Source organism: Silanimonas algicola (genome assembly GCF_054777375.1).
On record NZ_BAAHAS010000001.1, the window covers coordinates 1,058,250 to 1,081,567 of the forward strand.

Here is a 23,318-nt window from a genome sequence, read left to right on the forward strand (position 1 = left end):
GCCTTGTTTGAACAGACCTTCAAGAACATCGACAACATCCTCTTCAAGGATGCTGGCTGCGTCAGCGAGCTCGACTACACGGAGCAAACGTCGTGGTTGCTATTCCTCAAGTACCTCGACGACCTTGAGTTTGCCAAGGCTGACGAGGCCGCGCTGGAGGGGCGCAGCTACGATTACATCCTTGCCCCGGAGTTCCGCTGGTCGAAGTGGGCAGCACCGAAAGATGCCCAAGGGCGTATTGACCACAAAAAGGCGCTGGCGGGCGACGATCTGCGGGACTTCGTCAACCAAAAGCTGTTCCCCTACCTGGCCGGCTTCAGGCAGCGCGCCTCAGGGCCGAACACCATCGAGTACAAGATCGGTGAGGTGTTCGGCGAGATAAAGAACAAGATCCAAAGCGGCTACAACCTGCGCGATGTGCTCGACCTAGTCGATGAGCTGCGCTTCCGCTCACAGACCGAGAAGCACGAGCTCTCGCACCTGTACGAAGCCAAGATCAAGAACATGGGCAACGCCGGGCGCAACGGCGGCGAGTACTACACGCCGCGCCCGCTCATCCGCGCCATGATCAAGGTGCTCGACCCTAAGATCGGTGAGCGCATCTACGACGGTGCTTGCGGCTCGGCGGGCTTCCTTTGCGAGGCCTTCGACCACCTCCGCCCGCAGGCGACCAAGGCGCAAGACCTGCAGACCCTGCAGACGGCCACGTTCTACGGCAAGGAGAAAAAGAGCCTCGCCTACGTCATCGCGATCATGAACATGATCCTGCATGGCATTGAGGCGCCCAACATCCTGCACACCAACACGCTGGGCGAGAACCTTAACGACATTCAGGACAAAGACCGCTACGACATTGTGCTGGCCAACCCGCCCTTCGGCGGTAAGGAGCGCAAGGAGGTTCAGCAGAACTTCCCCATCAAAACCGGGGAAACGGCCTTCCTTTTCATGCAGCACTTCATCAAGACGCTGAGGGCGGGTGGCCGTGCGGCCATCGTCATCAAGAACACGTTCTTGAGTAACACCGACAACGCTAGCACCAGCATCCGCAAGCTCCTGTTGGAAAGCTGCAATCTGCACACAGTGCTGGATTGCCCCGGTGGAACGTTCTTGGGCGCTGGCGTGAAGACGGTGGTGCTGTTCTTCGAGAAAGGTGCGCCCTCGCGCAAGGTCTGGTTTTACCAACTGAACCCGGGCCGCAACATGGGCAAGACCAACCCGCTTAACGACGACGATCTGGTCGAGTTCATCGAGCTACAGAAGACCTTCGCGGACTCGGAGAAAAGCTGGTCGATCGATGTGGCCAGCGTTGATGCCGCGACCTTCGACCTGTCGGTGAAGAACCCGAACGGCAGCGATGAAGTAGTGCTGCGCACGCCGCAGGAAATTCTTGACGAGATCGCGGCACTCGATGCCGAAAGCGCCGAGGCCTTGGCCACGATCAGGGAGCTGGTGGCGTGATGGATGGGTGGCGGATCACATCTCTAGGGAGCGTTTGTGAGTTCCGCGGCGGAGGCACGCCGTCGAAGGCAGTCGAAAACTACTGGCGCGGCGACATCCCATGGGTCTCGCCCAAGGACATGAAGTCCAAAGTGGTGGCGGACTCGATTGATCACATTAGTGCAGCGGCGGTTACTTCCAGCGCAACCTCGATAGTCGAACCCGGCGCGGTTCTGATGGTTGTGCGATCAGGAATATTGGCGCGTACCGTCCCGATTGCTGTTGCTGGCAAAGCATTGGCATTGAACCAAGACATAAAGGCTCTTTGCCCTCGGGGCTCTATTGACTCTTGGTTCCTCTATTACCTTCTCGAATCCAAGATGCCGGAACTGCTGGCACTCGTCAGCAGAGGTGCCACCGTGCATCGACTCATCACTGATCAGGTTCGGGCGGTCACATTTGGGATGCCGCCTCTCCCAGAGCAGCGCCGCATCGTCGCCATCCTCGACGAAGCGTTCGAGGCCATCGCCATCGCCAAGGCCAATGCCGAGAAGAACCTGCAGAATGCGCGGGAGGTATTTCGCAACAACCGTGAAATGATGCTGGCTGGCACTGCACCGGGCTGGGCATCAGCGCCGCTGCGTGATCTTTGTGAAATCAAGCATGGATACGCCTTTGAGGGAGAGTTCTTCGCGCAGGATGGCGACTACGTGCTGCTTACACCGGGTAACTACTACGAGTCAGGCGGCTATCGCGACCGAGGTGGGAAGCAGAAGTATTTCGTGGGCGCGATCCCTCAGGACTTTGTTCTCTCCGAGGGGGATCTGCTTGTTGCCATGACAGAGCAGGCGGCCGGACTCTTGGGCAGTCCACTGCTTGTGCCGGAGTCAGATCGATACCTACATAACCAACGGCTCGGCCTTGTCGTTGGCAAACCAGGCGTCGTCTGGTCAAACGCGTTTTTCTTTCACGTCTTCAACTTGGGGCGTGTGCGTTCCGAGATCCATGCCAGTGCCTCCGGCGTAAAAGTCAGACACACGTCACCAAGCAAGATCGGTGCAGTGCGGGTCGCGTTCCCGACTACTTTGGCCGAGCAACTGAAAGTCGCGTCTTCGCTCGATGCTCTTATAGTCGCATGCGAAGAGCTAGCACTGGTCAATCAGCGAAAGCTAGCTGCACTAGACGAACTAAAGAGGTCCCTGCTGCACCAGGCCTTCACCGGCCAACTCACGGCCAAGTCCACTGATCATCAACTGGAAGCGGTGGCATGAACGAAGCCGAGACCCGCGCCGAGCACATCGATCCTGCGCTTAAGGCCGCCGGCTGGGGCGTGGTTGAGGGCAGCCGCGTGCTGCGCGAGCACGGCATCACCCAAGGCCGTCTGCAGGCCGGCGGCAAGCGCACCCGGGCCGAAATTGCCGACTATGTGCTGGTCTATCGAAACACCAAGCTGGCCGTCATCGAGGCCAAAGCGTGGGATAAGCCGCATACCGAGGGCGTCGGCCAAGCCAAGAGCTACGCCGCCAAGCTTTCAGTGCGTTTCACCTACGCCACCAACGGCCAAGCGATCTATGCGGTCGACATGGCGACCGGCACCGAGGGCGACGTTGCCGCCTTCCCCAGCCCGGACGCGCTTTGGGCGAAGACCTTTGCCGAAGCCAATGCCTGGCGTGATCGCTTCGCTTCCATTCCGTTCGAGGATCATGGAGGTAGCTGGCAGGGGCGCTACTACCAAGACACCGCCATTAGCCGCGTGCTCGCGTCGATTGCAGAGGGCAAGGACCGCATCCTGCTCACCTTGGCCACCGGCACGGGCAAGACCTTTATTGCGTTTCAGTTGGCGTGGAAGCTGTATCAGAGCCGCTGGAACTTGGCCGACTGGAAGACCAGCGAAGAGCCAACGCGTCGCCCGCGCATTCTGTTTCTGGCGGACCGGAACATTCTGGCCGATCAGGCCTACAACGCGTTCTCGGCATTCGAGCAGCGGTCTCCTGGCAGCTTGATCCGAATCGACCCAGACGAGATTCGGCGAAGGGGCAATGTGCCGATGAACGGCAGCATCTTCTTCACCATCTTCCAGACCTTCATGAGCGGCCCGGGCGATTCGCCGTACTTCGGTGAGTACCCGCCCGACTTCTTCGATTTCATCATCATCGACGAGTGCCACCGCGGCGGCGCCAACGACGAAGGGCAATGGCGCGCCATCCTGGAGTACTTCAAGCCGGCGGTGCAGTTGGGCCTCACCGCGACGCCCAAGCGCAAGACGAATGCCGACACCTACGCCTACTTCGGCGAGCCGGTTTACACGTACTCGCTGAAGGACGGTATCAACGATGGATTCTTGACGCCTTTCAAGGTTAAGCAGATCGCGACAACGATCGATGACTACACCTATACCCCCGATGATTCCGTCATTGACGGCGAGGTAGAAGCGGGAAAGCGCTACACCGAAAGCGACTTCAACCGGATCATCATCATCCCTGAGCGCGAGGCCTATCGGGTCAAGCTGCTGATGGAGATGATCGACCCGAACGAGAAGACCATCGTCTTCTGCGCCACCCAGAACCACGCGCTACTCGTGCGCGACCTGATCAATCAGGTCAAGACTGTCAAAGACCCCAACTACTGTGTCCGCGTGACGGCAGCCGATGGGAAGCTAGGCGATCAGTCGCTTCGCGACTTCCAGGACAACGAAAAGACGATCCCGACCATCCTGACCACGTCGCAGAAGCTTTCCACGGGAGTGGATGCGCGGAACGTGCGAAACATCGTGCTGATGCGCCCCGTCGGCTCGATGATCGAGTTCAAGCAGATCATTGGCCGGGGCACACGCCTGTACGACGGCAAGGACTACTTCACGATCTACGACTTCGTGAAGGCGCATCAGCACTTCAACGATCCCGAATGGGACGGCGAGCCGGCTGATCCAGAGCCGCCAACCAAACCTCGCGGGAAAAGGGACGGCGACGACGGCCTTACGACCACACCGCCCGGCTCGCCCCCCACGGCCAGACCGGAGCGAGTCACTGTCAGGCTAGCGGACGGAAAAGTCCGCAAGCTCCAGCACATGGCAGCGACGACTTTTTGGAGCGCCGACGGACGACAGATGTCTGCTGCGCAGTTCCTTGAGTCACTGTTCGGCATCCTGCCCGAGTTCTTCAAGGACGAGGATGAGCTTAGGAAGCTGTGGAGTGACCCGGACACCCGTCAGCGCCTTATCGATGGGCTAGCAGAGCGAGGGTTCAGTCGCGAAGCCCTCTCAGAAATGCAAAAGGCCGTCGAAGCTCAGGATAGCGATCTCTTCGACGTCCTCGCCTATGTGGCTTTCGCAGCCGCGCCAGTCCCACGCCTCGATCGTGCGGAAGCGGCCAAGGCGGCTACCCTGAAGTCAGTGTCTGACAAACAGGGGGCCTTCATCGAGTTCCTGCTGGCGCAGTACGTCGATCGCGGCATTGATGAACTGGCTTCGAGTCGTCTCAAGCTGCTGCTCGAGCTTCGATATGGCGCCACTAGCAATGCATTCAGCGAGCTGGGTCGGCCTGAAGTAGTTAGAACACTGTTCTTGGAAGCCCAGAAACATCTGTACTCAAATGGAATGGAGGCTGCAAATGCGCACGCTTAGGCATCTTCTGCTGGTTGTCCTCACGCTCACATTGGCAGCGTGTGCCACACATCGCAGCCCTACGGCCAAGTCTTCCGAACCTGCATTTCTGTTCGTCACCGACGACGAGCGAGCGGTTTTCCAAGCGGCATATGACGCCATGCTCGATGGCCGCCGCGAGTCGCCCATTGAAGACATTGACGGGCCAATCCGGGGCTTCACGCTAACGCAGCGGTTCGCGCTGGACTACTGGACCTCATCCATTCGAGTGTTCCCGGCGACCGGCGTTACAAGTGATGGGCGAACCGTATCGGGGTACTACCCAGAAGTCTCCGGCGATGGAAGTCTGATCATCCGCGGCCCCGCGATGGATAAGCGGATCTATGAATCCGCACTTCAGAGGATGTCTTCTGTTGGTTCCAGGGTTGAGGTTATCAGCCTGGCTCGAGGCGAATACCGCTTTGATCGCGACCAATGGAGGTTGAATGCATCGCCAAGCCTAAGGGATGGCGGGACGATTAGCTTGCAAGGCACAGCTTCTATGCAGAGTCGGACAGTCACGGAACGCCTACGCGAGCTTGATGCACTGCTTGAGGGCGGCGCGATATCCAAGGGCGAGTATGAGGAGGCGCGCAAGAAGATCATCGAAGACTTGTAGCCAATTGGTTCACGCCAGAACATCTTCACTCGCTTTGTCTGTGCAGGCGAAAGTCGGAGCTTGGAAAATGTGGCTTAACTTGAAATCGCTCGTGATTGCCGTCGCCACCATAGCGATGCCCCTGGGCCCAGCTCAAGCAGCGACCTATGTGGCCACTCATGGAAGCAACTTCGGGTTGTACGTTGACTCCACGGATGGCACGGCAACGCTGATGTTGGTTTGCCAACCAATGCCTGTAGAGACAGAGGCGGGAGGCAGCGCCATAACCATGGTCTTCGAACGCCTAGGTTTTCGAGTGAACAGCGATTCGACGTTTGGCGAAGGAAGAAAAGGGTCGACGCTGTTCTACGTCGTTGGAACCAACGAACAAATCGGCTCAACTTCGGGTGAGTTCGATTGGTCTGCGTCGCAGAAGCGCTTTTCAAAGGACATCGGTTTTCCGTTTGTTCGCACGGCCGAAATTGACTCCTCGAGCGTCTGGAAGACTATCGAAGCGAGCGAAACGGTGACCGCGGAGCTTTGGCTTGTCGACCGTTCCATCGAAGAGGAATCCGAACGCCTTAGGAAGCTTCGGTTTGTCTTCGACTTGAGCGATTTTCATGAGAAGCGAAGCGCCGTTCGGGAGCAATGCCGATCCGGCAGTACCGAAGGAACCACTGCACTTCGGCTTTACTGAGGAGCGAAAGCGACAGGCGTGATAGGCGCTTGCGCCACGCATTCAACCTCGCGCGTTCTGGAGGAATCCGTGTGGAACCCCGCCAAATGCTGCCGCCGTCTCATTGGCGTTCGCTAGCGCTGTCCAACGCCAGCCTGGTGATTAGGGAGGGTTGAGGCTAGGTGCTTCTTGGCTTCTGGGGAGAGCCGCTTGACTTGCCTTTCGAGCTTGCATGCCGCCGAGTAAGGCCCGACAGGGACACTCGCAATGAGGCTGACTGGCTTGTTTATCTTCATGTGCGCGCTCCTTCGCTGCCGATGAACGGCATAACGAAGCTCTGGATTCGGGCTGATTCCGGTATAGATCCTGCCGTTCTCGCAGAGCACGAGATACAACCACCAAACGACGCTTGGATCAGATCGGAGCGAAAGGCTCATGAGCCCTCCACGTTCATCTGGATGATCCTCTGCGAGAAAGCGCGGAAAGGTTCGTTGGAAACCTGCCCGGAGTCGTTCCAGTAGCGCAATGCGGTGCCGTGGCTCCATCCGAACTGCTCGACGAGGGCAGATGGACTAATCATCCCACGTGAAATCATGACGTGGATTCCTGTCGCAGTGAGTTGCCGAACAGTGACGTCGTGATTTTCCTTCAGCCATCGGAGAAAGGCGTTCGCATCAAGCGCCTTGTTCGGAGAAAGCCCAGGGAACAAGTATGGATTGTTCTCCTTGCTCACCGATCGCGAAGGACTACTCCAAGCAGCGACCCAAGATCTGAGGATGCGAGCGACTTCGACATTGACGCTTTCTGCTGTCGATCCTCGCGTGAAGTGGATTCGCATGTTCCGGCCATCATCCTCAACCTGATCACGCGTGATCGAAAGAATGGCGCCTAGTGGCCGGAGATGGAGCATGCAAAGAAGCGCAATGCTCGCGTACTTGGACGCCACTATTTCTTTAGTCGCCAACAGCTCGGAGAGGAGGCGAAGAAACCTCGGTTCGCCCAAGTGATGTTTCAAGGTCGAGCCTTTCTGCTGCTTCGCAAGACGGAGTCGATTGACGCGATGCGTGGTTGCGTTCAGATATCGGACGAAGGCCGCCGCTCCACTAATCGTCGACCTTCTCTCGAGGCAAAAGATATCGACATGCTTCTGTCCAATCTCAGCGATCGATTCGCATCCAGCCGTAATTGCCGATTCCAAGAAGTAGCAGCCGTACCGAAGCGCCAAGTCAATGCTTTTCCATGACTTAGCGCCAGATCGAACGACATTTGGCCTCAGTAGCTTTTCTCGCTGAACGTACAGGTGGTCAAGAAACTCGCGAAGTACCGCCAACACCCAGGCGGGCTTGCCTGCAAGCATCCGATCGGCAAATCGCTTGTGAGCCACCTCACCACAGTCCGATGGGCGAAGCTTCAGACCGAATCGCGCCTCCAGAAATCGACGCAACGCGAGGTTGCGCTTGTGGTCTCCCTCCGGCGTCAGAGTTTCGAAGACGCGCTCCGAGGTGAACTGATGGACTCCCTCAAAGGCGTGCTCCAGGGCCAAAAATCCCTCGCGACTCTCGCGCGCTCTCGCCAAGGAAGATACACCTCGCTGCTCTCCACCACAGTGCTCGATGAATTCGAAGAACAAATCCCTGATCCATGGCGTCCCGAATGCCTTAGCTATGAGCTTGACGGAGGAAAAAGCGTGGCGATTGGCACGGCATCCCCTGCAGTCCGTGGTGTTAGCGACAAGAGAGGTTTTGCCGCACGTCTTGCACTTTTGGGGTCCGACGATCCTGCGTTGACAGCAAGCTCGACAGAAGGATCCATCCTTCTCTCTGCAAGTGACTTTGACCCTTCGCCTGCAGCAGTCGCAGCGCGGCGTCGCTTTCGCAACACATCTTTCACAGGCCGGCCTCTCAAGTCCCGTGGATCGTGAAACGAACACCGTGACTGAGAAACGCCCACAGTATTGACACTCTTTGGGTTCCCTCGCGAGTCGCTTGCATTTTCTGCAGTAGCCCTTTCCTTTCCACACCACACTCTTTTCGGCGCACGGCCTTTTGCACTGGACGCAGGCGGAACCGAAAAGCGCGTGCGCATGCGGCATCGATTTTGCTCGGCCGTTTTCGCTCTTTGCTGATTCCGTCAACGCGGTGTTCGAGACACCGCGGGTCCCATTCGTGACCTTGTTGACGACTTCCGTTTCTTCATTCATGTGCTCAACCGCTTCGAGAACGACAAAAGGCGAGCCTTCGGCCCGGTGATGGGATGAGGTGCTTTCGTGATTGGCTTTGCTTCGGGCGTCGCAGGCAGCGCCGGTGGAGCGCTCGATTGGGCACGGTCGCGCCTGTCGGCATGCCCGTAGCGATCAGCCTCCCTGGATCGATCTGGCCAGCCGCCATCGGGATAGATCAGATCGCCGATCTGGCAGTTCAGGACACAGCACAGGGCCGAGAGCAAGCCGATATCGACCGTTTTGCACGGGGTTTTCCGCAAGCGCGACAGCGTCGGCTCTGAGATTCGGTAGCCAACCTCGACCAGCGCTTTTTTCAGCTCTCGATTGGACCGGATCCCGGCCTGGGCCATTGCCACCCCCAACCGAAGACGAAGCGCAGCCACTACCTGGGTTGAAGCGCTCACTGAGCGCCCCCTGACTTTCCACGAGCCACCGCACTCTCGTCCGCCTCATCGCCACTTCTTCCGTTCGAGTCCGAAGGTCTTTCGACCCGCATCGACTCGGCAACGATGGCATCGATGATGCTTCGCGTCTGGGCGTCGTAGTGCTCTGGCGGGATGTGCGTGTACAGCGCTGTCGTTGCCGAGCTAGCGTGCCCGGCCTTGTTTCGAGCAAATTCCAAGGAACCATGGATCGTCGCGCTGGTGACCATGGTGTGGCGCAAGCTGTGAGGCGAATAGCCGCGGCCGTCAAGGCCTGCAATCACAAGAATTTTCTTGAATCGGGCCCATGTGTTCTTCGCGGAGATGCCGCGTCCCCGTTCGACAACGAAGACAAGGTCCGATTTGCCGCTTGTCTTCCCGTACAGGGGATACACGCTATCCCGATACCACGCCATCATCTCTGCGACGTGGGGATTGTCGATGGAGACCGTTCTCGACCTCTTTCCGCTGCCCCGGGCCGCCTTGCCCGCTCGGATGACAAGGGTTGCAAACTCACCACACTCTGGCGCAGCGGGTCGCGCGGCGAAGTCTGACCAGCGGATGGTTCCGACTTCGCTGGCGCGCAATCCCGTCTCCTGCATCAAGTAGAACATCGCCTTGTCCCGCATGAACTGCCTCGCCTCACGAGGCGTGTTGTCCAAGGCGTCTTGGATCGCGACGTCGAGCGCCTCAAAAAGATGCGTCAGCTCATCGGGGGGGACCGCAATGCGCCCCTTCTCCGCCGCCGCATCCGTGACATGAACGACGCTGTTTTCGCTCGTGGCAAAGCGCTCGATTCGGCATCCGAAGAGGGCGACGGCCTTGTTCTGCAAGTCGGCACCAAGGGTGTTCAGGTAGTCGAGGAACTTCCTGATGTACTTCTGCTTGGTCCGAATCGTTGAGGGAACATTCTTCCGCTCGATCGCAAGGTAGGCCGACCAACCTTCGTAATCGGCGCACGTGACCGTCTCCAAGGGGCCGGCGTACCGAATGAAGGACTGAACGCCCCCAACGACCTGATCGATGTACGAGGGAGCATGCCCACGCGATCGCCCATGGTTTCGATACCGCAGGAGACACTCCGCCTCGAAGTCGAGGCTTTCCTTGGAGCGCGGGGCGGGCTGGAGGGGTTCGACAGCGGCGGCATGTGCGCCGGCACCCGGGAAGCCAAGGACCTTACCCATGGGAGACCTCCATGGGCAGGGCGAAGGAGAGGCCGACCGACGGGACGGACGGGGCGCTTGCGGAGTGAGTGGGCGTTTTCATGCCCCTCAAACTCAGTGGCGCTGGTCTCCCAAAAAGTTGGGGATGTTTTTGTTCGGGTTGTCGAAAGTCGCTTCCACAGCCTGAAAGCGCTTTTCCGTCGCGAGAAGACGAACGAGCCATCGATGGGTGCGCTCCAGCGTCTTTGTCGGACCGCCAGACCGCTTTTTCGATGACTTCCGAAATCTGAAACTTTCTTTCAGGCATCAAGAAGCCCCGCCGGGTGGGAAAGCCTTGTGGAACAAGGCCCCGGCAGGGCTTCTGGGGGTCTCCCTAAACTTGGGAGACTTCAGTGGCTCAGATCGCGTAGTACAGCGCGTACTCGAGCGGGTGCGTGGCCGCGCGGAACCTGGTCACTTCCTGCATCTTCAGGTCGATGTAGCCGTCGATGAAGTCGTCGGAGAACACGCCGCCGGCCTTGAGGAACTCGCGGTCCTTGTCCAGCGCTTCCAGCGCCATGTCCAGCGAGTGGCAGACCTTCGGGATGTTCTTCTCTTCTTCCGGCGGCAGGTCGTACAGGTCCTTGTCCGACGCCGCACCCGGGTCGATCTGGTTCTTGATGCCGTCGAGGCCGGCCATCATCAGCGCGGCGAAGGTGAGGTAGCCGGACTGCATCGGGTCGGGGAAGCGGATCTCGATGCGGCGGGCCTTCGGGTTCGACACGTACGGGATGCGGCAGCTGGCCGAGCGGTTGCGGGCCGAGTAGGCCAGCATCACCGGGGCTTCGAAGCCCGGCACCAGGCGCTTGTAGCTGTTGGTGGTCGAGTTGGTGAAGGCGTTGATGGCCTTGGCGTGCTTGAAGATGCCGCCGATGTACCACAGCGCGATCTGCGACAGGCCGCCGTAGCCGTCGCCCGAGAACAGGTTGGTGCCGCCCTTCGACAGCGACTGGTGCACATGCATGCCCGAGCCGTTGTCGCCGACGATCGGCTTCGGCATGAAGGTGGCGGTCTTGCCGTTGCGGTGGGCGACGTTCTTGACGATGTACTTCATCGTCGTCAGCTCGTCGGCCTTCTTCACCAGCGAGTTGAACTTGACGCCGATCTCGCACTGGCCGGCGTTCGCCACCTCGTGGTGGTGCACTTCGACTTCCTGGCCGACGGCGGCGAGCACCTTGCACATCTCGGCGCGCAGGTCATGCAGCGAGTCGGTCGGCGGCACCGGGAAGTAGCCGCCCTTCACGGTCGGGCGGTAGCCGTGGTTGTTGCCGTCCTGCTTCTGGTTGGTGGCCCAGGCGGCCTCGTCCGAGAAGATCTCGTAGCCGACCTTGCCCATGTCGTTGCTGAAGCGGACGCCGTCGAAGATGAAGAACTCGGGCTCCGGGCCGAAGAAGGCCTGGTCGGCGATGCCGCTCGACTTCAGGAAGGCCTCGGCGCGCTTGGCGACGCCGCGCGGGCAGCGCGAGTAGCCCTGCATGGTCGACGGGTCGAGCACATCGCAGAGCAGGACGAGGGTCGGGTCGGCGAAGAACGGATCGACGAAGGCCGAGCTGGCGTCCGGCAGCAGGATCATGTCGGACTCGTTGATGCCCTTCCAACCCGAGATCGAGCTGCCGTCGAACATCTTGCCGTCCTCGAACAGCGAGGCGTCGACGATGTTCACCGGGAAGGTGACGTGGTGCTGCACGCCACGCATGTCGACGAACCGCAGGTCGACGAATTCGATCGCGTGGTCCTTGATCAGCTTCTGGACGTTTTCGAGGCTCATGGCCGCTCCGAGGGGTGGTGGATGCCCGATGGATAGCAAGGGGCGTGCCAAGGGGCGGGAAGGTCCTGCTTGCTCTCAAATCAATGCCTTGGCGACCACTCCGGCCATTGATTGCACCAGGCCAATCGGATCAATGCACCGGAATGGGCTTTTTACTCCGGCACGCAGGGCCGGCAGCGGCTGCGTACACTGCCGCGTCCCCTGCCCTCGTCCTCCGCTTTGAACGACCTGCTCATCGCCCTGCTGCTCGGGGTCCTCGAAGGCCTCACCGAGTTCCTGCCGGTGTCGTCCACCGGCCACCTGCTGATCGCCCAGCATTGGCTCGGGCCGGAGTCGGACCTCTTCAACATCGTGATCCAGAGCGGCGCGATCCTCGCCGTACTGCTGGTGTTCCGTGCGCGACTCTGGGCGTTGGCGGCCGCCTGGCGCGACCGCGCCGCGCAGGACTACGTGCTGAAGCTGGGTGTCGCCTTCGCCGTCACGGCGGCGGTGGGTCTGCCGGTGCGCAAGCTGGGCTGGGAACTGCCGGAGACCGTGTGGCCGGTGGCGACGGCGCTGATCCTCGGCGGCATCGCGATGATCCTCATCGAACGCGTCGTCGAAGCGCGCGCCGCGCGCCGCGCCGTGTCGGCGGACGCCAGCCCTGCCGGCACGCTCGCGGCCTCGCTGCCGACCGTGGGCTGGAATGTGGCGGTGTGGGTGGGCCTCGCGCAGGTGCTGGCCGGCGTGTTCCCCGGCACCTCCCGCTCGGCGGCGGCGATCTTCGCCGCGATGCTCGCGGGCCTCGTCTCGCGCCCGGCCGCGGCGGAGTTCGCCTTCCTGCTCGGCATCCCGACGATGTTCGCGGCCAGCGCCTATGCGCTGCTGGAGTACGCCGGCAACCCGGCGGCGCCGCGCGAGGACTGGTCGGCGCTGGCGGTGGCCTTCGTTGCCGCGGCGCTCACCGGTTTCGTCGTGGTTCGCTGGCTGATGGCCTACGTGAAGTCGCGGCGCTTCACCGTGTTCGCGGTGTACCGCATCGTGCTCGGCGCCGGCCTGCTCCTGTTCCTGCCCGGGCAGTAGGCCGCCGCGGCGCGCCAGGCGCCGCAGCGACCCCGCATCACTCGGCCGGGTAGCCGAGGCGCACGGCCATCTCGCCCAGCGGCACGAACAGGGCCTTCATCGGCTCCGCGTACTGTCGCCAGGTGCCGGCGACGAAATCCGTGGCGCCACCGTTGGCCGCGCGCGACAACGCGAACGCCGCCTCCATGTCCGGGGCACTCTCGAGATCGAAGGCTTGCGTGAGCTGTGCGGACAACGCGGCGCGATCGGTGTCGAGCAGGTCGGCGTCGATGCGGATGACACGCTGCGGATTCGCCGCCTCGGCGGCGAGCAGCTGGTCGAGCTGGCGATGCAACCAGGCCGCGGCCAGCGCCGGGGACGGGAAGGTGAATCCGGCGGCACTGCCCCAGGCCATCCAGTTCAGCAGCAGGTCGCGAGGATCGCGCAGGACGGCGACCAGGGTGGTGCCGTGCAGGGTGGCGTGCGTCCAGCCGTCCCAGAACGGCAGCGCATCGATGAGGGTGGTCGGCTCGACGCCCGTGGCCTCGAGCGGCTGCCGCCAGCTCGCCGCGGTGCCGGCCAGCGGATGGCCCGGTGGCGCGCGCAGCGCATTGAACCCGTCGTCGCGCATGGGCTGGCGGAACCGGTCCAGCGCCAGCCGGTTTGGCGCCGCTGGAATGAGCGCCGCATGGATGCGCTCCACGCGGCTGCCCGGCAGGCCCCAGAGCAGGCGACCGGCGCCACCGTCCTCCACCGGCGTTGCGCGTTCCGCCGGTTCGGGGTTCGGCAGTGGCATCCCAAAGGCCGGCCCGCCCATCCACATGCGCCCCCATGCGCGCAGCGCGTCCTCGACGCGGCCGGCACGATGCAGGGCATGCGCGTACCAGCCCGACAGCGACCGGGCCTGCTCGGGCGTCACCGCGGCCGCCAGCAGGACCTCCATGCGCGTCACGGCGGCGTCGGGCGTGAGCAAGGCCGTGGCGCGGGCGCGCAGCAGGGCCGATTCATGCAGCCGCGGCTCCGCGGCCAGCGCGCGCTCGGCGTAGGCCAGGGCATCGCCCTCGCGGCCGTCGCGCTCGGCGAGCAGCGCCGCGACGTCGAGTGCGGCGGGATGGTCCGGAGTGGCCTCGAGCCAGCGCTGGGCCAGCGCCGGCGCGGCGTCGATGGGCTGCAGGTTCAACAGCAGGCGCCAAGCCAGGGCGAAGCCGGGCTCCGCGGCGACGCGGGCCTCGAGGGCCGCCAGCAGCGCCGGCCGACCCTCCGTTTGACCGAGCAGGTCCATGGCCAGCTCGAACGCCTGGGCATGCTGCGGCACCACGACGAGGATGGCGTCGAGGTCGGCGCGCGCACCGTCGACCTGGCCAGCCCGCAGGCGAAGCTGGGCGCGATGCCAGTGCGCGGCCGGCGACCCGGCCTGGGCCACCCAGGCCCCGGCGACGGCGAGCGCCTCCTCGCCCTTGCCTTGCGCGTCGAGCGCGGCGATCAGCGGCGCGTGCAGCGCGGGCGACGCGTCGGTCAGCGCGAGGGCCTTGCGCAGCGTCTGCTCGGCGAAGGCGAAATGCTGGCGCTCGAGGAACGCCATGCCCAGGGCCGACAGCACGAGCGGATCGTTGGGCGCACGCTCGGCGGCGGCGGTCAGCAGCGGCAGCACCCGCTCCGCCTGGTCCGGCCGGCCCGCGGCCAGCATCGCCTCCAGCAGCAGCACGCGCGGATGTTCGGCATCGATGCGCTTGGCGAAGGCCACGTGGCGCTCGGCCTCGGTGCGGTCGCCGCGGGCGAGCGCGAGGTGGGCGAGGGCCACGTAGGCCGGGAACTGGTTCGGGTCCTGCGCCAGGGCGTCGCTGAGTCGGGCCTCGGCCTTCGCCAGGTCGCGGCCCTGCAGGTCGAGGTAGCCGCGCAACGTCAGCAGGTCCGCGCGCTCGGGCGCGACGGCCAGGGCGGCGTCGAGCGCCTCGCCGGCACCGGCCACGTCGCCGGTGGCCCCCCGCGCTTGCGCCAGCCAGAACAGGGCGTCGGCGTTCTGCGGCTCGGCAGTGCTCCAGCGGGTGGCGGTCGCGAGCGCGGCGGCGGTGTCACCGGCGCGGAGCGCGGTCTGGACGTCTTGCTGCATGGGATTCCTCGGAGAAAGCGGCCGGCGACACGCCCGGCGGTCAGTGGTCGGCGAGTGTACCGGCTCCGGCCGGGGCGGCCGCGCCCAGCGCGGCGTGGAAGCGGCTCCGGATCCAACGTTCGGCGAACCCGTCCAGGCGGGCATTGAGGATGAAGCCGCAATGGCCACCGTGCTCGGCGATCTCGAGCCGCGCCGTCGATGGCAGCCGCAGGTCGTGGAAGTCCGCGACCGGGATCACCGGATCGTCGGCCGCCATCAGGATCGATGCCGGGACCTGCAGCCCCGCGAGCCGGTCGCCGGCGATGGCATAGCCGTCGAGATAGGCCTCGAGGCTGGGGAACTCGGTGTAGTGCTCGACGAGGAAGCGCGTCAGGCCGCGCATGTCGCGGTCGAGGTCCGCGGGGGAAAAGCGGTGCCGTCCCGGGAAGTGCCGGCGCTTGGTCTCCAGCGAGCGCCGCCACTTCTTCATGAAGTACCAGTGGTAGAGCGGGAAGCCGCGCTCCAGCGCACGCAGGCCGGATTCGCCGTGCACCACCGGGCAGACCGCCGCCACGTGGGTGAGGCGCACGCCCGCCGCCGGCGCGGCGTTCGCCACGCGCAGGGCGAAGTTGCCCCCCAGCGAGAACCCCGCCAGGAACCAGGGCAGCGTCGGGAGGCGCGACTGCGCGGCTTTCGCCGCCAGCACCACTTCATCGAGCCGGCAGGAGTGGAAGGGCTCGGGGTTGAGGTGGTGCGTGTCGCCATGGTCGCGGAAGTTGAGCTTCACCACGTCGATGCCGGACTTCAGCAGCGCGTTGGCGGTGTGCCTCACGTAGCTCGACCGGTGGCTGCCCTCCCAGCCGTGCAGCAGCAGGGCGACGCCCCGGGGCGGGCGCGAGGGCAGGGTCAGGTGGAAGGCCTGCAGGGTCGCGTCGCCGGCCGGCAACAGCCATTCCTCGACCGTGGGCGCCAACGCGCGCAGCAGGCGCTCGCCCGCGAGCCGGCGCGGCGGCGCGGCCGAGAGCAGCGACTGCACGTGGGCATTGCGCAGCCATGTCGGGGGGCGGTAGTCGGAGGCGGTCAGCACGGCGTGGCGACGGAAGGCGGGCGTGGGAGCCTGGTCGAGCCCCGCCGGCAGCAGGCCCTCAACGCGCCAGCGCGGCGGCGATCCGCTCGCGGCAGGCATCGGCCATGCGGCGGCGGCCGTCCTCGCTGGCGGAGACCGGCTCGAGGAAATGCACCTCGGCCACCCGCGAGGGCTCGCCGAGCAGGCGCACGAAGTTGCCCATGAAGGTCTCGTCCGGCGCGAAGGCGACGATGGTCTGGGCGTCGCCGCCCGTGCCGTAGCGCAGGGCCACCGGCTGGGCCGGCACGTTGGCCAGCACCGCCGGCTGGAAGATGCGGGCGTGGAAGACCCCGAGGCCTTCGCCCGAGGTGGTGCGGCCTTCCGGGAACACCGCCACCGGGCGGCCCTCCTGCAGGCGCAGCACCATCTGGTGCATCACGCCGTGCAGCGAGTCCTGGTTGCCGCGGTGGTGGTAGATCGTGCCGCCGAGGCTGGCCAGCCAGCCCACCAGCGGCCACTTCTCGACCTCCGCCTTCGAGACGAAACCGGCCCAGAGCTGGCTGTGGAACAGCTCGATGTCGATCCAGCTCACGTGGTTGGCCACGAACAGCACGGCGCCCGGCAGCGGCGTGCCCGTGCGCTTCACGGTGAAGCCGAACACGCGCATGAGCCCTGCCGACCATCGGCGGATCACCCGGCTGTGCAGGCACTCGCCGTTCCAGGTGAGGCGCCGGGTGCCGGGCACGGTGAGCACCAGCACCACGAGCGGCAGGAACACCCCGAGGTGCACGGCGAGGAACGGCAGCCGCAGCAGGGTGCGAAGGAGACGCATCGCTCAGCTTTTCCGGACCGCCAGCGTGAGCCGGCTGGCGCAGACCAGCCGACCCTGCTCGTCCTCGATGCGGATGTCCCAGACCTGCGTGCTGCGGCCGACGTGCAGGGGGCGGGCGGTGCCCACGACCCAACCCTCGGTCATGGCGCGCACGTGGTTGCAGTTCAATTCCAAGCCCACCGCCTGCCCGGCGCCCTCTTCCATGCAGAGATTGGCGGCGATGCTGGCCAGCGTCTCGGCCAGCAGGGCCGAGCTGCCGCCGTGCAGCAGGCCGTAGGGCTGCCTGGTGCGGGCGTCGACCGGCATCCGGCCGCGCAGGAAGTCGGGGCCGAGCTCCGTGAGTTCGATGCCGAGATGGCCCACCGCGCAGCCCTCACGCTGCGCGTTCAGCACGTCGATCGGCGGGCGGCGCCGGAAGGGGCCGCCCGATGACGCCTGCGCCGCCAAGGGATCAGCGCACGTAGGTGCTGGGGCGCCAGACGTTCTTCAGGTAGCTGCGGCGGCCGTAGCCCGAGCTGCTGCCGTAGCCCTGGCCTTCCTCGCGCTCGCGGCGGCGGTGCATGCGGTTCTGCAGCTCCTCGCGGCGGCCTTCCAGCCAGTCGGCGCGGCCGACGGTGGCCGGCTGCACGCCGCGACGCTCGGCTTCCGTCTGGCGGTATTCGCAGAAGTCGTCGTAGGCCTCGAACTCGTGGCCGAGCTCGCGCACGCACAGCTCGATGGCGATGGCGTCATCGAGGAAACCCAGCACCGGCACGTGGTCCGGGATGATGTCCTTCGGGTCGGCGAAGTAGGCCAGGGCACCGATGACGCGCTTCGCGTCCGACTCCGGCAGCGCCCAACCCTCGTCCTTGACCATCGCCACGAGGGTGTCGAGCTGGTCGAGGCGGTCGGCGATGAAGTCCGGCAGCTGGCTGGCCTGGGCCGTCGCGAGCAGGGCGGTGGCGGCCGCCATCACATCGGTGGCCGACTTGTGTTCGGCGGCAGCGCGCGCGGCTTCGATGGCCTTGGTGAAGTGCTCGAGGTCGCGGTCGGAGAGTTGGATCGTCAGGGTCAGGGACATGGCTGGCGCCGGGGATGAGGGATCGCCGGGAGCCTAGGCGGGGGGCGTGACGGCGTCAATCGACGAACGTCATGGCGTGGCCGGCGCGCCCTCAGAGGATCGGCGTCAAGCCGGCGCCGAAGCCGGTGATGATCCGGGTGTAGACGCGCTTGCTGCCCACCCCCACTTCGGGGAAGTCGCCCACGTCCTCCCAACACTCGAAGAAGCGCGGATCGCCCCACGGCAGGGGTTCGCAGCCCGGCTTCAGGTCATAGCTCCGGGCATAGGGAAAGGGCCAGATCCAGAGGTCGAAGACCGGCAGCGCCTCCGAGAGCCTGCCGAGGCTGTAGCTGAGCCCGGACAGCAGCCGCGGCTTGGCCCGCGGGGCGATCAGCCAGGCGTTCTCCGGGGCCATGTCGCGCTCGATGGCGTGCGCGAGCGCGTCGGCGAACGCGGCGTCCTCCACGACCACGAGGCTCTCGGTGTTCCAGTGGTCGGAGCGCGGGTCGAAGTTGTGGGTGCCGACGATGCCGATGCGGCGGTCGATCACGATCGACTTCGAATGCAGGCCCACGCGCACTCCCGCCCGGCGCAGCGGCACCGGGCCGTTGCCGCTGCCGCGGGTGGCCGAGCCGAACAGCGGGAAATCCGCCGCCGCCTGCGCGCCCAGCGCGCCGGTCGAGGCCGGATCGATCGGCGCATCGGTCGGGTACGGCTTGTACTCGTGGATGGTGAACCCGAGCTCGCGCAGGTACGTGCGCTTGTACTTGTGGCTCATCGCGTAGACCGGGAAGGCATCGGTCGCGGCGAGCGAATTGGTCGAGACACGCACGGAGGGGGGGGCCTCGCGTTGCCGGAGGTCCTGGAACAGCTCGCGCGCCGGGCGCGACATCACGAGGTAGGGCGTCTGCAGCAGCACGTCCTCGCGGGCGCCGGCGATGATCGCGCGCATCGCCTCGCTGGCGTCGCGGCGCGCCGCAGCGCCGCGGGCGTGCTTCTCCGGGAGGTCGGCGATGAAGCGCACCGCACCGACCTCGAAGGTCATGTCGCGCAGGCCCGCGCGCAGCGCGGCATCGTCCTCGGCCGCACGGCGCATGGCGCCGAGCCGGCCCTCGTCCAGCCGGTCGCGGAAATCGAGGCGCCCGGGTGGCGCCCCACCGTCCCGGCGCCAGCGTTCGGCCACGTCGACCAGCGCCTCCGCGGGGACGCTGCGCTCGGCGTCCCAGAACAGGTCGAACTCGTCACGCATGGCGCGGGCGGCCGGGCCGGCCACGACGAGGTCGCGGTCGCGGTAGTTGTAGGCCGGGTCCCAGTCGAAGTAGCGGTCCTGCACGTTGCGACCGCCGGTGATGGCCACGGCATCGTCGACCACCAGGGTCTTCCCGTGCATGCGCTGGTTGAATCGACGGAAACAGCAGACGATGCCGGCGGCGAACTGCAGCGGCTGGGTACGCGCCTCGTCGAACGTCGGGTTGTACAGGCGCAGCTCGAAGTTGCGGTGGTGGCTGGCCAGCGCGGCTTGCAGGTTGGGCTCGGATAGACCGTAGAGCTGGTCGAGCAGCACGCGCACCTGCACGCCACGCTCGGCGGCGTCGAGCAGGGCGTCGAGCACCAGCTGGCCGCTGTCATCCGCTTCGAAGATGAAACTCTTGAGTTCGATGCGCTGCTGGGCCGAGCGGATCAGCGCCAGTCGCACCGCCAGGGCATCCGGGCCACGCTCCAGCAGCACCAGTTCGTGGCGGGGCGCGCCGGGCGTTGACGCGGCGAGCTTGGCGACGCCTGCCTCGCGGAAACCCGACGGCGTCGCGCAGCGGTCCGGCAGGGCGCAGGCGACCGCATCGCTCCGCGCCGCGACCATCTCGGCGGCGATCGCCTCGCGGGCCGGCTCCGGCAAGCTCTGGCAAGCCGCCAGCCACAGCGCCGCCAGCGCCACGCCCAGCACCCGGCCCCGTCGGGCGCGCCGGGTCGCCCCGGGCCGCTCGGCGCCACTCATGGCGAGGCCTCGAGGCGGATGGTGAAGTCGAAGCGGACGGTGTCCTTCACGGTGAAGCGGTAGGCCTGCATGCCGAAATCGCGTCGGCTCACCTCGCCGCTGACGCGGATGGCGCAAGCCTGTCCGGGGGTGTCGCAATCGGCGGGACGGAGCCTGAATTCTACGGGCCGCTCGCGGCCGCGGAGCTTCAGGGCACCGCGGATCGATCCGCCTTCGTTCAGCCACGCGGCGGGAAAGGCGGACGATTCGAAGGCCACGTCGGGATGGGTTTCCGCATCGAGGAAGGCCGGCGAGCGCGTGAGCTTGGCCATCCATTCGGGGCCGGAGTATTCGACGGTGTCGGCACGGAGCCGGACGTTCACCTCGCAGCCCCCGTCAGGCCGCGGCCGGAGCTCCCCTTCCATGCCGGCGAAACGGCCTTCCGCCTTGATCGGCAGGCGCACATCGACGATGAAACGGGCCTCGCTGGCGGACGCCTGGATGCGGCCACGGCAGGCCGGGGGCACCTCGAGCCCATCACCCGCGGACGGCGCGGTCGCGGCGGACGCCACGCCGCCGGCAAGGGCGAGCAGCAGTCCGCCTACGGCCACCAGAACTGGGTCAGGGTGCCGATGCCCGGCTCCAGCGCCGTACCGGCCGGCAGGCTCAGGCGCGCGATGCCCGCGGTGGGCATGCCCCGCGCATCGCCGCTGATGCCGCTGTGCAGCAAGGCCACGACCTGCTCGAACCCGGGGTTGTGGCCGACCATCAGGACACTGTCGATATCGGCGTGTTCGTCGAGCACCGCCATCAGGGTGCCCGGCACGGCATCGTAGATGCGCGGCTCGTAGCGCACCTCGGCGTAGCCGAGCACCTCGAGCACGCGCTCGAGCGTCTCGCGCGTGCGGCGCGCCGGCGAACAGAGCACGCGCGTCGGCTTCGCGTGGTGGGCCTTCAACCACTGGGCCGCGGCCTCAGCCTCGGCCTGGCCGCGCAGCGAGAGCGCGCGGTCGGCATCGGACTGGCCCGGCTGCGCCGGTTCGGCGTGGGCGTGACGAAGGAGGATCAGGTCGCGCATGGGTTTCCTTGGGTCAGGTGTGCTTCTTGATCCAGCGGTAGAGAGCCGCGAAATCGTCCTGGTGGCCGCGCATCTGCTCGGAGCGGTAATCGTCGACACAGCGCCCGAGCGCCGCGAGCAGCACGTAGGCCTGCGAATCGCGCAGCTGGGCCACCAACGGGTAGGGCCAGGACTGCAGTTGCTCGATCGCCTGCTGGCTCACCGAGGTCCAGGCCTTGACGCGGTTCGCGACGAGGCCGACCGGCAGCTTGCCCTTCTTGATGCGCGGCACCTGGGCCAGCGTGTTCAGGAACGGCACGGTGGCTTCGATGTCGATGGCCGAGGGCAACACCGGCACGAGCACCACGTCGGCGATCTCGAGGAAGGGTTCGAGATCGTCGGCCATGGCCCCGGCGGGCGCATCGATGACGACCCGCTCGGCGTCCTCGGGCAGGTGCTTGCGGAAGGCACGGCTGTGGCCGTTCACCGGCAGCACCGCGGTGTCGAGGTCGGCGCGCTTCTCGCACCAGCGGGTGGACGAGCCCTGCGGGTCGGCATCGACCAGCACCGTGGCCTTGCCGCCCACCGCGAAATGCCCGGCGATCTGGGTGGAGAGCGTGGTCTTGCCGGCACCGCCCTTGGAGCTGGCCACGAGAATCGTCTGCATGCGCATGCTTCCCCCACCGGACCTGCGGCGGACTGTAGCAAGGCCGCGCGGCCCGTACACTCCGAGGCCGATCTCCCGTCGCCCACGCCCACGGCATGCCCACCCACGACCTCAAGGACCTGGCCGCGCTGGTGCGCGCCGGGACGCCGCTGATCCTGATCGAGACGCCCGAGGAGCCCCGCGTCGTCGAGCTGTTCCGCGGCCTGTTGGCCGAACTGTTCCGCCCGCTGTACCGCTGGACGATCACGACCGGCCTCGTGCGCCTCGACCTCGACCTCGAGCAGGAGGAGCGCGGCGGCTCCGACGCCAGCAGCGCCCTGCGCGCGATGGCCCAGCACACCCAGCGCGGCCTGTACCTGCTGCTCGATTTCCACCCCTACCTCGGCTACGCCAGCCACCAGCGCCAGCTGCGCGAGCTGATGCAGGCCGAGAACGGCGTGCAGCACACGATCGTGATGGTGGGCGGCAAGATCGAGCTGCCGCCGGAGCTGGAATCGCGCGCGGTGCGCTTCAGCCTGCGACTGCCCGACGAAAAGGCGCTGCGGAAGATGGTGCGCGACGAGCTGCTGGCCTACGCCCGCGAGCACGGCGGCAAGCGCGTGGTCGTCGATCCGCAGGCCGAGGTCGCGCTGGTGCGCAACATCCGAGGCCTCACGATGGTCGACGCCCAGCGCATCGTGCGGCAGCTGATCTTCGACGACGGCGTGCTCGACGCCAGCGACCTGCCGCGGCTCGGCAAGCTGAAGTTCGAGCTGCTGAACAAGGGCGGCACCTTGCAGTACGAGCCCGACACCACGAAGTTCAGCGACGTCGCCGGCCTGCGCAAGCTGAAGCGCTGGGTGGAGCAGCGCGGTGCGGGCCTCCGGGGCGAACCGCTGCCGCCGGGGCTCGATGCCCCGCGCGGCATCCTGCTGCTCGGCGTGCAGGGCTGCGGCAAGAGCCTGGCCGCGAAGGCGGTGGCCGGCGGCTTCGGCGTGCCCCTGCTGCGCCTCGACTTCGGCGCGCTCTACAACAAGTACCACGGCGAAACCGAGCGCAACCTGCGCGAGTCGCTGGCTTCAGCGGAACAACTTTCGCCCTGCGTGGTATGGATCGACGAGATCGAGAAGGGCCTCGCCGCCTCCACCAGCGACGATGGGGTTTCCAAGCGCGTGCTCGGCACCTTCCTCACGTGGATGGCCGAGCACAAGAGCGGCGTGTTCCTCGTCGCCACCGCGAACGCCATCGACCAGCTGCCGCCGGAACTGCTGCGCAAGGGCCGCTTCGACGAGATCTTCTTCGTCGACCTGCCGAAGCCCGACGTGCGCGAAGCGGTGCTGGCCCTGCACCTGAAGCGCCGCAAGGTCGACGTGGAGGGCTGGGACTTCGCGCCGCTGGTGGCCGCGAGCGAGGGGTTCTCCGGCGCCGAGATCGAGCAGGCCGTGGTCAGCGCGCTGTACGCCGCGCACGGCGCTGGCGAGCCGATGGCGGCCTCACATGTGTTGAACGAGATGCAGCACACGCGGCCCCTGAGCGTGCTGATGGCGGAACAGGTGAACGCGCTGCGGGAGTGGGCGAGTACGAGGACCGTGGCGGCGGATTGACGCTGCTC

Annotated in this window: 21 protein-coding genes; 7 read left to right on the top strand and 14 right to left on the bottom strand. The window is 65.5% G+C overall.

Translation table 11 applies throughout. The features are described from left to right. Positions 1–3 precede the first annotated feature (3 nt). From ACYVAK_RS04870 to ACYVAK_RS04890, 5 genes are all read left to right on the top strand, one after another. On the top strand, positions 4–1,458 hold the full coding sequence (locus ACYVAK_RS04870) for a class I SAM-dependent DNA methyltransferase (protein WP_461058517.1): 1,455 nt from the start codon (positions 4–6) through the stop codon (positions 1,456–1,458). Then, entirely contained in the window at positions 1,458–2,708 is a 1,251-nt protein-coding gene (locus tag ACYVAK_RS04875) for a restriction endonuclease subunit S (RefSeq protein ID WP_461058650.1), read from the top strand. The genes ACYVAK_RS04870 and ACYVAK_RS04875 overlap by 1 nt, the downstream gene beginning before the upstream one ends. After that, positions 2,705–5,059, top strand: coding sequence for an EcoAI/FtnUII family type I restriction enzme subunit R (gene hsdR / locus ACYVAK_RS04880; RefSeq protein WP_461058519.1), 2,355 nt, complete (start codon positions 2,705–2,707; stop codon positions 5,057–5,059). The genes ACYVAK_RS04875 and hsdR overlap by 4 nt, the downstream gene beginning before the upstream one ends. After that, positions 5,046–5,696 (top strand): SHOCT domain-containing protein, encoded by a 651-nt coding sequence (locus ACYVAK_RS04885; protein WP_461058521.1) that lies wholly within the window; start codon positions 5,046–5,048, stop codon positions 5,694–5,696. The genes hsdR and ACYVAK_RS04885 overlap by 14 nt, the downstream gene beginning before the upstream one ends. Before the next feature lie 79 nt (positions 5,697–5,775). Further along, positions 5,776–6,372: a hypothetical protein gene (locus ACYVAK_RS04890; protein WP_461058523.1), complete on the top strand. Its 597-nt coding sequence runs from the start codon at positions 5,776–5,778 to the stop codon at positions 6,370–6,372. 113 nt (positions 6,373–6,485) lie between these two features. On the opposite strand, the gene ACYVAK_RS04895 is transcribed toward ACYVAK_RS04890, so the two are convergent. The 5 genes from ACYVAK_RS04895 to glnA form a co-directional block, all read right to left on the bottom strand. Beyond that, positions 6,486–6,896, bottom strand: a complete 411-nt coding sequence (locus ACYVAK_RS04895; protein WP_461058525.1) for a GIY-YIG nuclease family protein — start codon at positions 6,894–6,896, stop codon at positions 6,486–6,488. Further along, on the bottom strand, positions 6,785–7,981 hold the full coding sequence (locus ACYVAK_RS04900) for a hypothetical protein (protein ID WP_461058527.1): 1,197 nt from the start codon (positions 7,979–7,981) through the stop codon (positions 6,785–6,787). Before ACYVAK_RS04900 ends, ACYVAK_RS04895 begins: the two co-directional genes overlap by 112 nt. Positions 7,982–8,547: 566 nt before the next feature. Continuing rightward, positions 8,548–8,976 (bottom strand): helix-turn-helix domain-containing protein, encoded by a 429-nt coding sequence (locus ACYVAK_RS04905; protein ID WP_461058529.1) that lies wholly within the window; start codon positions 8,974–8,976, stop codon positions 8,548–8,550. Then, the gene (locus tag ACYVAK_RS04910) at positions 8,973–10,178 is read right to left on the bottom strand and encodes a tyrosine-type recombinase/integrase (RefSeq protein ID WP_461058531.1); all 1,206 of its coding nucleotides are present in this window, start codon (positions 10,176–10,178) and stop codon (positions 8,973–8,975) included. The genes ACYVAK_RS04905 and ACYVAK_RS04910 overlap by 4 nt, the downstream gene beginning before the upstream one ends. A gap of 376 nt (positions 10,179–10,554) precedes the next feature. Beyond that, positions 10,555–11,964: a type I glutamate--ammonia ligase gene (gene glnA, locus ACYVAK_RS04915; protein WP_461058533.1), complete on the bottom strand. Its 1,410-nt coding sequence runs from the start codon at positions 11,962–11,964 to the stop codon at positions 10,555–10,557. Positions 11,965–12,183: 219 nt separating this feature from the next. Between glnA and ACYVAK_RS04920 the strand changes: the two genes are divergently transcribed. After that, positions 12,184–13,026 carry an undecaprenyl-diphosphate phosphatase gene (locus ACYVAK_RS04920; RefSeq protein ID WP_461058535.1) on the top strand — a complete coding sequence of 281 codons (843 nt, stop codon included), beginning with the start codon at positions 12,184–12,186 and terminating at the stop codon, positions 13,024–13,026. A gap of 37 nt (positions 13,027–13,063) precedes the next feature. Here the strand turns inward: ACYVAK_RS04920 and ACYVAK_RS04925 are convergent, their stop codons facing one another. The 9 genes from ACYVAK_RS04925 to ACYVAK_RS04965 form a co-directional block, all read right to left on the bottom strand. Further along, positions 13,064–15,115: a tetratricopeptide repeat protein gene (locus ACYVAK_RS04925; RefSeq protein WP_461058538.1), complete on the bottom strand. Its 2,052-nt coding sequence runs from the start codon at positions 15,113–15,115 to the stop codon at positions 13,064–13,066. Positions 15,116–15,155: 40 nt separating this feature from the next. Then, the gene (locus tag ACYVAK_RS04930) at positions 15,156–16,178 is read right to left on the bottom strand and encodes a YheT family hydrolase (RefSeq protein WP_461058652.1); all 1,023 of its coding nucleotides are present in this window, start codon (positions 16,176–16,178) and stop codon (positions 15,156–15,158) included. Positions 16,179–16,239: 61 nt separating this feature from the next. Continuing rightward, positions 16,240–16,992 carry a lysophospholipid acyltransferase family protein gene (locus ACYVAK_RS04935; RefSeq protein ID WP_461058540.1) on the bottom strand — a complete coding sequence of 251 codons (753 nt, stop codon included), beginning with the start codon at positions 16,990–16,992 and terminating at the stop codon, positions 16,240–16,242. A gap of 3 nt (positions 16,993–16,995) precedes the next feature. Next, on the bottom strand, positions 16,996–17,439 hold the full coding sequence (locus tag ACYVAK_RS04940) for a hotdog fold thioesterase (protein ID WP_461058542.1): 444 nt from the start codon (positions 17,437–17,439) through the stop codon (positions 16,996–16,998). Positions 17,440–17,443: 4 nt separating this feature from the next. Beyond that, a complete protein-coding gene (locus ACYVAK_RS04945; RefSeq protein ID WP_461058544.1) occupies positions 17,444–18,052 on the bottom strand; it encodes a YkvA family protein in 609 nt (202 codons plus the stop codon). 91 nt (positions 18,053–18,143) lie between these two features. Further along, entirely contained in the window at positions 18,144–20,024 is a 1,881-nt protein-coding gene (locus ACYVAK_RS04950) for a phospholipase D family protein (protein WP_461058546.1), read from the bottom strand. Further along, the gene (locus ACYVAK_RS04955) at positions 20,021–20,614 is read right to left on the bottom strand and encodes a YceI family protein (protein WP_461058548.1); all 594 of its coding nucleotides are present in this window, start codon (positions 20,612–20,614) and stop codon (positions 20,021–20,023) included. Before ACYVAK_RS04955 ends, ACYVAK_RS04950 begins: the two co-directional genes overlap by 4 nt. Continuing rightward, positions 20,605–21,081 carry a SixA phosphatase family protein gene (locus ACYVAK_RS04960; protein WP_461058550.1) on the bottom strand — a complete coding sequence of 159 codons (477 nt, stop codon included), beginning with the start codon at positions 21,079–21,081 and terminating at the stop codon, positions 20,605–20,607. Before ACYVAK_RS04960 ends, ACYVAK_RS04955 begins: the two co-directional genes overlap by 10 nt. A 13-nt stretch (positions 21,082–21,094) precedes the next feature. Further along, positions 21,095–21,727 carry a nucleotide-binding protein gene (locus tag ACYVAK_RS04965; protein WP_461058552.1) on the bottom strand — a complete coding sequence of 211 codons (633 nt, stop codon included), beginning with the start codon at positions 21,725–21,727 and terminating at the stop codon, positions 21,095–21,097. A 95-nt stretch (positions 21,728–21,822) separates the two neighbouring features. Here ACYVAK_RS04965 and ACYVAK_RS04970 point away from each other — a divergent pair, with 95 nt between their 5' ends. Next, a complete protein-coding gene (locus tag ACYVAK_RS04970) occupies positions 21,823–23,310 on the top strand; it encodes an AAA family ATPase (protein ID WP_461058554.1) in 1,488 nt (495 codons plus the stop codon). Positions 23,311–23,318 lie beyond the last annotated feature (8 nt).